An 11,217-nucleotide genomic window follows, 5' to 3' on the forward strand; every position below is an offset into this window, starting at 1 on the left:
CACGAGAAAGCGAGATGTCATGGCGGACGAAGATCGGCTGCGCGAATACCTGACGCGCGTCGTCGCCGAGCTGCAGCAGACCCGCCAACGGCTGCGCGAGGTCACCGCCGAGGAGTCCGAGCCGGTGGCGATCGTGGCGATGGGCTGCCGCTACCCGGGCGGCATCAGCTCGCCGGAGGAGCTGTGGGAGTTCGTCTCGTCCGGCGGGGACGCCATCGGCGACTTTCCCACCGACCGCGGCTGGGACCTGGACCGGCTCTACCACGCCGACCCGGACAACGCCGGCACCTCGTACACCACCGCCGGCGGGTTCCTGCGCGACGCGGGGCAGTTCGACGCCGCGCTCTTCGGCATCTCGCCGCGTGAGGCGGTCGCCATGGACCCGCAGCAGCGGCTGCTGCTGGAGGTCACCTGGGAGCTGTTCGAACGCGCCGGCATCGCCCCGCTGTCGCTGCGTGGCAGCCGCTCCGGCGTCTTTGTGGGCACCTCCGGGCAGGACTACGCCGCCGTGCTGCACCGGGCGCCCGGCGTCGAGGGGTACGTGCTGACCGGCACCGCCGCCAGTGTCGTGTCCGGTCGGCTGGCGTACACGTTCGGCCTCGAAGGCCCGTCGGTCACCGTGGACACCGCCTGCTCGTCGGCGTCGGTCGCCATCCATCTCGCCTGCCAGGCGCTGCGCCAGCGCGAGTGCGGCCTCGCCCTGGCCGGCGGCGCGACCGTGCTGGCCACCCCCGGCCCGTTCGTCGAGTTCTCCCGGCAGCGCGGCCTCGCCGCCGACGGCCGGTGCAAGTCGTTCGCCGCCTCCGCCGACGGCACCGGCTGGTCCGAGGGCGTCGGCATGCTGCTGCTGGAACGGCTCAGCGACGCCCGCCGCAACGGCCACCCCGTGCTCGGCGTCATCCGTAGCTCGGCGGTCAACTCCGACGGCGCGTCGAACGGCCTCACCGCCCCCAACGGCCCGTCCCAGCAGCGGGTCATCCGGCAGGCCCTGGCCGGCGCGAAGCTCACCCCCGACCTGGTCGACGTGGTGGAGGCGCACGGCACCGGCACCACCCTCGGCGATCCGATCGAGGCTCAGGCGCTGCTCGCCACGTACGGCCGGGAGCGGGGCGACGCCGCGCCGCTGCTGCTCGGCTCGATCAAGTCCAACATCGGGCACACCCAGGCCGCCGCCGGCATCGCCGGTGTGATCAAGATGGTGCTGGCGATGCGGCACGGCGTCGTGCCGGCCACCCTGCACGTCGACGAGCCCACCCCGCACGTGGACTGGGCCGCCGGCGCGGTCACCCTCGTCACCGAGGCCACGCCGTGGCCGGCCGTGGACCGGCCGCGCCGGGCCGCCGTCTCGTCGTTCGGGATGAGCGGCACCAACACCCACCTCATCCTCGAACAGCCCGAACCGGCCGGCGTCGAGGCGGACCACCCGGTGCCGCCCGCGCCCGCGCCGGTGCTGCTCACCGGCCGCACCCGCACCGCGCTGCGCCGCCAGGCCGAGCGCTGGTCGGCCTACGTCGCCGACGACGCGCACCTGCGCCCGGCCGACGTCGCCTGGACCTCGGCGGTCTCCCGCTCGCCCCTGGAGCACCGGGCGGTCGTGCTCGCCGACGACCGCGACGGCCTGCTCGCCGCGCTGCACGCCCTCGCCGACGACCGGCCCGCCCCCGGGCTGGTCACCGGCGCCGCCGCCGAACGCGGCGGGGTCGCGTTCCTGTTCTCCGGCCAGGGCGCCCAGCGCGCCGGCGCCGGCCGGGAGCTGTACGAGGCGTACCCGGTCTTCGCGGAGGCGCTCGACGAGGTCTGCGGCCACCTCGACCACCGGCTGCCCCGGCCGCTGAAGCCGCTGCTGTTCGCCGAGCCCGGCACCGCCGAGGCCGACCTGCTCGACCAGACCGTCTTCACCCAGGCCGCGCTGTTCGCCGTCGAGGTGGCGCTGCACCGGCTGCTCGGCTCCTGGGGGCTGGCCCCCGACATGGTCGCCGGGCATTCCGTCGGCGAGCTGACCGCCGCCCACGTGGCCGGCGTGCTCAGCCTCGACGACGCGTGCGCCCTCGTCGCCGCCCGGGGGCGGCTCATGCAGGACCTGCCCACCGGCGGCGCGATGCTCGCCGTGGCCGCCGACGAGGCCCGGGTCGCCGAGTCGATCGCCGCGCTGACCGGCCGGGTCGCCGTCGCCGCCGTCAACGGCCCCGACGCCGTCGTCGTCTCCGGCGACGCGGCGGCCATCGACGAGCTGGCGGAACTCTGGACCGGCCGGGGGGTGAAGGTGCGGCGGCTGCGGGTCAGCCACGCCTTCCACAGCCCGCTGATGGAGCCGATGCTCGCCGAGTTCGCTGCCGTCGCCGCCCGCCTCGACCTGCGCGCCCCCACCCTGCCGGTGGTGTCCAACGTGACCGGCGAGCTGGCCGACCCGGCGCAGCTCACCGACCCCGGCTACTGGGTGCGCCACGTCCGGGAGGCGGTCCGCTTCGCCGACGGCGTACGCGCCCTGCGCGCCCACGGCGTCGGCACCTTCGTGGAGGTCGGGCCGGACGCCGTGCTCACCGCCAGCGTCCAGGAGACCCTCGCCGGGATCGAGACCGACGCCGCCGACGCCGCCTCCGCCGTGGTGGTGCCGGTGCTGCGCCGGGACCGCCCGGACCGCCGTGCCCTGCTCGCCGCCCTCTCCCAGCTGCACGTCGCCGGCACGCCGCCGCACTGGGCGGACGTCCTCGCCGGCCGGCCCGGCCGGCTCGTCGACCTGCCCACCTACCCGTTCGAGCGGCAGCACTACTGGGTGCCGGCCGAGGCGCCCGCCGACGACACCACGACGGGCGGGGCCGGCGCGCTCGACCGCCGGTTCTGGGCGGCCGTCGAACGCGCCGACCTCGACGCGCTGCGCGACACCCTCGCCGTCACCGACACCGCCGCCGCCGAGTCGCTGCGTACCCTGCTGCCCGTCCTCGCCGACTGGCGGCGGCAGCAGCAGGAACACTCGGTCCTCGACGGCTGGCGGTACCGGGAGGAATGGCAGGTGGCCCCCGAGCCCGCCCTCGCCCGGCTGGCCGGCACCTGGCTGCTGGCGCTGCCCGCCGACGACGCCGACGACCCGGCGGCGCGGGCCGTCCGGGCCGCGCTGACCGGCGCCGGCGCCGACGTGCTGCCGCTGACAGTGGAGCCGGACGCCGACCGGGCCGGCCTCGCGGCGGCCCTCGCCGGCGCCGAGCCCGCCGGCGTCGTGTCCCTGCTCGCCGGGGAACCACGCACCGCCGACGGCACCGTCCTGCCCGGCCTGACCGCCACCCTCGCCCTCGTGCAGGCGCTCGGCGACGCCGGCGTGGCAGCGCCGCTGTGGCTGGTCACCCGGGGCGCGGTCGCCGCCGCCTCGTACGACCGGCTCGCCGACCCGGCGCAGGCCGCGATCTGGGGCCTCGGCCGGGTCGTCGGCGTCGAGGCGCCGCACCGCTGGGGCGGCCTGGTCGACCTGCCGTCCGACCCCGACGACCGGGCCGCCTTCCGGCTCGCCGCGATCCTCACCGGCTCGACCGGCGAGGACCAGCTCGCCGTGCGCGGCCCCGGCGTCTTCGCCCGCCGCCTCGTCCGCGCCGCCCTCGGCGACCGTCCGCCGGCGCGCCGGTTCACGCCCACCGGCACCGCCCTGGTCACCGGCGGCACCGGCGGGCTCGGCGCGCGCGCCGCCCGCTGGCTCGCCGCCGCCGGAGCCGAGCACGTCGTGCTGGTCAGCCGGCGCGGACCCGACGCCCCCGGCGCCGCCGAGCTGGAGGCCGAGCTGGCCGGCCTCGGGGCCCGGGTCACCGTCGCCGCCTGCGACATCGCCGACCGGGCCGCCCTCGCCGACCTGCTCGACCGGGTCGAGGCCGACGGCCCGCCGGTGCGCACCGTCGTGCACACCGCTGGCGTCGCGCAGGCCACCCCGCTGGCCGAGGTCACCCCCGCCGAGCTGGCCGAGGTGACAGTCGGCAAGACCGCCGGGGCCACCCACCTCGCCGACCTGCTCGCCGACCGGGAGCTGGACGCCTTCGTCGTCTACTCGTCCATCGCCGCCACCTGGGGCAGTGGCGGGCAGGCCGGGTACGCGGCCGGCAACGCCTACCTGGACGCGCTGGTGCGGCGGCGGCGCGCCGACGGCCGGGCCGGCACCGCCATCGCCTGGGGCCCCTGGTCCGACGGCGGCATGCACGCCGCCGACGCCGAGCGCAACCTGCGCCGCCGGGGCCTGCCCGCCATGGACCCGGCCGTCGCCATGGCCGCGTTGCAGCAGGCCCTCGACCACGACGACGTCACAGTGACGGTGGCCGACGTGGACTGGACCCGGTTCGCCCCCGCGTACGCCTCCGCGCGCCGCCGGCCGCTGCTGGAGGGCGTACCGGAGGCGCGGGCCGCCCTCGACGGCGGCGCCGCGGCCGACGACGGCGACGACGGCCCGGCGGCCACGCTGCGCCGGCGCCTCGCCGCGCTGACCCCGGCCCGCCGCGAGGAGACCGTCGCCGACCTGGTCCGCGAACTCGCCGCCGACGTGCTCGGCCACGACGGCGGGGCTGCCGCCGTGGGCGCGACCACCGCGTTCCGCGACCTCGGCTTCGATTCGCTGACCGCCGTGGAGCTGCGCAACCGGCTCGTCGCCGCCACCGGGCAGGCGCTGCCCACCACCCTGGTCTTCGACCACCCCACCCCGGTGGTGCTGTCCCGCTTCCTGCTCGCCGGCCTCTTCGGCGCCGACGCCGGGGCGGCTCCCGTCGCCGTCCCGGCCGCCGTGGGCGACGACGAGCCGGTGGCCATCGTCGCCATGGCCTGCCGCTACCCCGGCGGCGTCGACGGCCCCGAACGGCTGTGGCGCCTCGTCGCCGACGGCGTCGACGCGATCGGCGACTTCCCGACCGACCGGGGCTGGGACCTCGACCGGCTCTACGACCCCGACCCGGCCAACCCCGGCACCACGTACGCCGACAAGGGCGGCTTCCTGCACGGGGCGGGCGAGTTCGATCCCGGTTTCTTCGGGATCTCGCCGCGCGAGGCGGCGGCGATGGATCCGCAGCAGCGGTTGTTGCTGGAGGTTTCGTGGGAGGCGGTCGAGCGGGCAGGGGTTGAGCCTGGGGTTCTGCGGGGTTCGCGAACAGGGGTGTTCGTGGGCACGAATGGTCAGGACTATGGGGCCCTGCTGATGGCTGCGGGAGAGCAGGCCGAAGGGTTCGGGGCCACGGGCAACGCCGCGAGTGTGGTGTCGGGTCGGGTGGCGTACGCGTTGGGGTTGGAGGGGCCGGCGGTGTCGGTGGACACGGCGTGTTCGTCGTCGCTTGTGGCGTTGCACCTGGCGGTGCAGTCGCTGCGGCGTGGCGAGTGCGACCTGGCCCTCGCCGGTGGCGTCACGGTCATGGCCACCCCCGGCACCTTCTTCGAGTTCTCCCGGCAGCGGGGCCTGGCGGCCGACGGCCGGTGCAAGGCGTTCGCGGCGGGTGCGGATGGCACGGGCTGGGGCGAGGGTGTGGGCGTGCTGCTGGTGGAGCGGCTGTCGGACGCGCGGCGCAACGGGCACCGGGTCCTGGCGGTGGTGCGTGGGTCGGCGGTCAACCAGGACGGCGCCTCGAACGGGCTGACCGCCCCGAACGGCCCGTCGCAGCAGCGGGTGATCCGGCAGGCCCTCGCGGGCGCCCGGCTGGGCAGCGCGGATGTCGACGTGGTCGAGGCGCACGGCACGGGCACGACGCTCGGTGACCCGATCGAGGCGCAGGCCCTGCTGGCGACCTACGGCCAGGACCGCGAGGGCGGCGAGCCGCTGCTGCTCGGCTCGATCAAGTCCAACATCGGCCACACGCAGGCCGCCTCGGGCGTCGCCGGTGTGATCAAGATGGTGTTGGCGATGCGGGAGGGCGTGGTACCGGCGACGCTGCACGTGGACGAGCCGTCGCCGCACATCGACTGGACCTCCGGCGCGGTGGAACTGGCGACGCAGTCGCGGCCGTGGCCGGTGGTGGACCGGGCGCGCCGGGCGGCGGTGTCGTCGTTCGGCATGTCCGGCACGAACGCGCACGTGATCATCGAGCAGGCCGACGAGCCGCAGGCCGTGGCTGCCGCTCCGGCCGAGCAGGGCCCCGGGCTCGTGGCCTCCGACGTCGTGGTGTGGCCGCTGTCGGGACGGTCGAAGGGTGCCCTGACCGGCCAGGCGGCTCGCCTGGCGGAGTACGTGCGCGAGCACGGCGAGGTGGACGCGGCGGCGGTGGGCTGGTCCCTCGCCGCCACCCGGTCGACGTTCGACCAGCGGGCGGTCGTGGTCGGGTCGAGCGCGGAGGAGTTGCTGGCGGGGCTGGACGCTCTGGCGTCTGGGTCGCCGGCCGGCAACGTCGTCGCGGCGGCGGCTCTGTCGTATGGCGCGGGTGCGGTGTTCGTGTTCCCGGGTCAGGGTGCGCAGTCGGCGCGGATGGCGGCCGGTCTGGTGGGTCGGACGCCGGTGTTCGACGCGCGGCTGGCGGAGTGTCAGCGGGCCCTGGCCCCGTACCTCGATGTGGACCTCGTTGCGGTGTTGACCGGTGACGACGAGTCGTGGCTCGATCGGGTCGAGGTCGTGCAGCCGGTGCTGTGGGCTGTGGGTATGGCCCTGGCGGCGGTGTGGCAGTACGCGGGTGTGGTTCCGGCTGCGGTGGTTGGTCACTCGCAGGGTGAGATCGGTGCGGCGTGTGTGGCGGGGATTCTCTCCCTGGAGGACGCGGCGAAGGCTGTGGCGTTGCGGTCGCGGGCGCTGACGGTGCTGCGGGGCACGGGGACGATGGCGTCGGTGGACCTGTCGGCTGAGGCGGTGGCTGAGCGGCTGTCGGCGTTCCCGGGTGTCGGGGTGGCGGCGGTGAACGGTCCGTCGACGGTGGTGGTGTCGGGTCCGCCGCAGCCGGTCGCGGATCTGGTGGAGGCGTGTCAGGCCGACGGGGTGCGGGCGCGGTTGATCCCGGTGGACTACGCGTCGCACTCGGCTGCGGTGCAGGACGTCGCGGAGCAGTTGCGCGCGGACCTGGCCGACGTGAGCCCGCAGCCGGGGCACACTCGGCTCGTCTCGACGTTGACGGGGGACTGGGTCGACCCGTCCTCGATGGACGCCGGCTACTGGTACGACAACCTGCGGCAGACCGTGCAGTTTGACGCCGCCGTGCGCGTCGCTGTCGCCGCCGGGCACACCACGTTCATCGAGATCAGCCCCCACCCGGTGTTGACGATGCCGGTGACGGCGATCCTGGACGATGCGGGCGTCACCGGGCACACCCTGGGCAGCCTGCGCAGGGGCGACGACGACCCGACGCGGCTGCTGACCAACCTGGCTACCGCCCACGCGATCGGCCTGCCCGTCGACCTGACGGCCGTCCTCGCCGAGACCGACGTGGTGGCACTGCCCACCTACGCCTTCGAGCACGGACGCTACTGGCTGGACGCGCCCGCGCACCGCGTACGCGACGTCGGCTCGGCCGGCCTCCAGGACACCGGGCACCCGCTGCTCAGCGCGGCCGTACCCGTCGCAGACGACCGGACGGTGGTGCTGACCGGGCGGCTGTCGGTGCGTACCCACCCGTGGCTGGCCGACCACGCCGTCGGCGGGGCGGTGATCGTCCCGGGCACCGGCGTCGTCGACATGGTGGTCCGGGCCGGCGACGAGGTCGACGCCGGCCAGGTGGGCGACCTGACGCTGATCAACCCGCTGGTGCTCCCCGCGACCGGCGCGGTGCAGGTGCAGGTACGAGTGGGCCCGCCCGCCGACACCGGCGAGCGGAGCGTCACCGTGCACTCCCGCCCCGAAGCGGACGCCGACGCCGAGTGGACCCGGCACGCCGAGGGACTCCTGCTGCCGCAGCTGCCCGCCCCGACCGCCGTACCGGGGCAGTGGCCGCCGGCCGACGCCGTCGAGGTCGACGCCGACCTGGACGCCTGGTACGTGCAGACGGCCGAGGGCGGCCTCGGCTACGGCCCCTCCTTCCGGGGGCTGCGCCGGGTGTGGCGCGGCGACGGCGAGGTCTACGCCGAGGTGGCCCTGCCCGAGGAGGCGAGCGCCGACGCGTCCCGCTTCGGGCTGCACCCGGCCCTGTTCGACGCGGCCCTCCAGGCCAGCGGGGTCACCGCCCTGCTCGGCGACGCGGCGGACACCTCCGGGGCGGGCTGGATGCCGTTCGCCTTCCGCTCGGTCGCCCTGCACGCCCACGGCGCCACCCGGCTGCGGGCGCGGCTGCGCCCGCTCGGCCCGGACACCGTCGCGGTCACGCTCGCCGACACCGCCGGCCAGCCGGTCGCCACCGTCGAGTCGCTGACGTTCCGCCCGGTCGCCGCGGGCCGGGCCGACGAGGCCGCCGCCCTGCGCCGCACGTCGGTGTTCCACCTGGACTGGACGCCGTTGACGGACACCGGCGTGGCGGCCGGGGAGGCCCGCTGGGCGCTGCTCGGCGACGACACCCTCGGCCTCGCCGGGGCGCTCGCCGCCGCCGGGCACCCGGTGCGGTCGCACGCCGACCTGGCGGCGCTGGTCGCCGAGATCGGGGAGTCCGGGGACGTACCCGATGTGGTGCTGGACCTGCGCTCCGGCGCGGAGTCGGACCCGCAGCGGGCCGGTGAGGCCGCGCACGAGGCGGCCCGCGACGCCCTCGCGCTGGTGCGGCAGTGGTTGGGCGAGCCCCGGCTGGAGCGGTCCCGGCTCGTGCTGCACACCCGGGGCGCCGTCGGCGCGGCCCCGGGCGAGGCCCCCTGCGAGCTGGCCCAGGCGAGCCTGTGGGGGCTGGTCCGCTCGGCGCAGTCCGAGCACCCCGGCCGGTTCACGCTGCTCGACACCGACGACGCCGCCGCCTCCCTGGCGGCCGTCCCGGCGGCCGTCGCCTCCGGCGAGCCGCAGCTCGCGCTGCGCGACGGCGCGCCGCTCGTGCCCCGGCTGGCCCGGGCCCGCGACGCCGGTGTGTTGCCGCTGCCCGCCGACGAGGTGCCGTGGCGCCTCGACGTCACCGAGAAGGGCACGCTGGAGAACCTCGCCCTGCTGCCCGGTCCCGAGGCGGGCGGGGAACTGCCGGCGGGCCACGTCCTGGTCGGGATGCGCGCCTCCGGGCTGAACTTCCGCGACGTTGTGCTGGCCCTCGGCATGGTCCCCGACCAGGAGGTGCTGGGCAACGAGGGCGCCGGCGTGGTGCTCGGCGTGGGGCCGGGCGTCGCCGACCTCGCCCCCGGCGACCGGGTGATGGGCATCTTCTCCGGCTCGTTCGCCTCGGCGGCGGTCACCGACCGCCGGCTGGTCACCCGCATCCCCGACGGCTGGTCCTACACCGACGCCGCCGCCGTGCCCGTGGTCTTCCTGACCGCCTGGTACGGGCTGGTGGAGCTGGCCCGGCTGCGCGCGGGCGAGTCCGTGCTCGTGCACGCGGCGGCCGGCGGCGTGGGCATGGCCGCCGTGCAGATCGCCCGCCACCTCGGCGCGGAGGTCTACGGCACGGCCGGCCCCGGCAAGTGGCCGGCGCTGCGCGACACCGGCTTCGACGACGCGCACCTCGCCTCCTCCCGCAGCCTCGACTTCGCCGACGAGTTCGCCCACCGCACCGGCGGGCGGGGCGTCGACGTGGTGCTCAACGCCCTGCGCGGCGAGTACGTCGACGCGTCGCTGCGGCTGCTCGCCGACGGCGGCCGGTTCGTCGAGATGGGCAAGACCGACAAGCGGGACCCGCGGCGGGTCGCCGCCGCCCACCCGGGCGTCAGCTACCAGGTCTTCGATCTCATCGAGGCCGGCCCGGAGAAGATCGGCGCGATGCTGGGCGAGCTGATGGCGCTTTTCGCCGCCGGTGCGCTGCGGCCCCTGCCCCGGCGCACCTGGGACGTCCGGCGCGCCCCCGAGGCGTTCCGCTTCCTCAGCCAGGCCCGGCACGTCGGCAAGCTGGCCCTGAGCATTCCGCAGGCGCCCCGGCTCGACGGCACGGTCCTGGTCTCCGGGGCGACCGGCACCCTCGGCGCGCTGCTCTGCCGGCACCTGGTCACCGCGCACGGCGCCCGGCAGCTGCTGCTGGTCAGCCGGCGCGGCCCGGACGCCGAGGGCGCCGACGAACTGCTCGCCGACCTGAAGGCGCTCGGCGCGGACGTGTCGATCGTCGCCGCCGACCTGGCCGACCCGGACGCCGTGGCGGACGTACTGTCCATGGTGGACCGGCGGCACCCGCTGCGCGCCGTCGTGCACGCCGCCGGCGTCCTCGACGACGCCACCGTCGAGTCGCTCACCCCCGACCGCCTCGCCGCGGTGCTGCGGCCCAAGGTCGACGTGGCGTGGAACCTGCACCGGGCCACCCTCGGCCACGACCTGAGCGCGTTCGTGCTCTTCTCCGCCGCCGCGGGCGTGTTCGGCGGTCCGGGCCAGGGCAACTACGCCGCCGGCAACGCGTTCCTCGACGCCCTGGCGGAGCACCGGCGGGCCCTCGGCCTGCCGGCGGTCGCGCTGGCGTGGGGCCGCTGGGCACAGGCCAGCGGCATGACGGGCCACCTCGACTCGGCCGACATCCGCCGCCTCGACCGGGGCGGCATGGCGGCGCTCTCCGACGCCGAGGGGCTCGCCCTGTTCGACGCTCTCTGGCGCTCGGAGCGGGCGACACTCATGCCCGCGAAGATCGTCACCGGCGTGGCCGCGCCCGGGTCGCCCGTACACCCGCTGCTGACCAACCTGGTCCGCGCCGCCGGCCGCCGGGCCGCGGCCGGCGAGGCCGCCGACGGGCAGGCCTACGCCGAGACGCTGCGCGCCCTGCCCGACGACAAGCGGGTACGCGCCCTGCGCGACCTGGTGCTGGCGCACGTGTCGGTCGTCCTCGGCCACGGCGACCCGGCCGGCATCGAGCCGACCCGCGCGTTCCGGGAACTCGGCTTCGACTCGCTGACCGCCGTGGAGCTGCGCAACCGGCTCGGCGCGGCCACCGGGCTGCGGCTGCCGGCGACGCTGGTCTTCGACAACCCGACGCCCGAGGCGCTCGCCGTCCACCTGGCCGGGCAGTTCGCCCCGGTGAGCCCGGCCGGCGAGCCGTCGGCGGCGGGCCGGGAACTCGACCGGCTGGAGGCGGCGCTCGTCGGGCTGGACCCGGCCGACGACGAGTTCCGCCGGATCACCGACCGGCTGCACGGCCTGCTGGGCCGCCTGACCGAGCGGCAGGCGGACGCGGACGGCGACGACGACCTGGAGTCGGCCACCGCCGAGAACATCTTCGACCTGATCGACCGCGAGCTGGAGACGTCGTGACC

1 protein-coding gene is annotated in these 11,217 nt (G+C 76.5%); it reads left to right on the forward strand.

From position 1 onward, the window contains the following. Positions 1-19 precede the first annotated feature (19 nt). Positions 20-11,215 carry a type I polyketide synthase gene (locus tag AMK25_RS09520; RefSeq protein ID WP_073827815.1) on the forward strand — a complete coding sequence of 3,732 codons (11,196 nt, stop codon included), beginning with the start codon at positions 20-22 and terminating at the stop codon, positions 11,213-11,215. Positions 11,216-11,217 lie beyond the last annotated feature (2 nt).

The sequence above is a fragment of the Micromonospora sp. TSRI0369 genome (assembly GCF_001905625.1).
In the GTDB taxonomy this organism is placed as follows: Bacteria; Actinomycetota; Actinomycetes; order Mycobacteriales; family Micromonosporaceae; genus Micromonospora; species Micromonospora echinospora_A.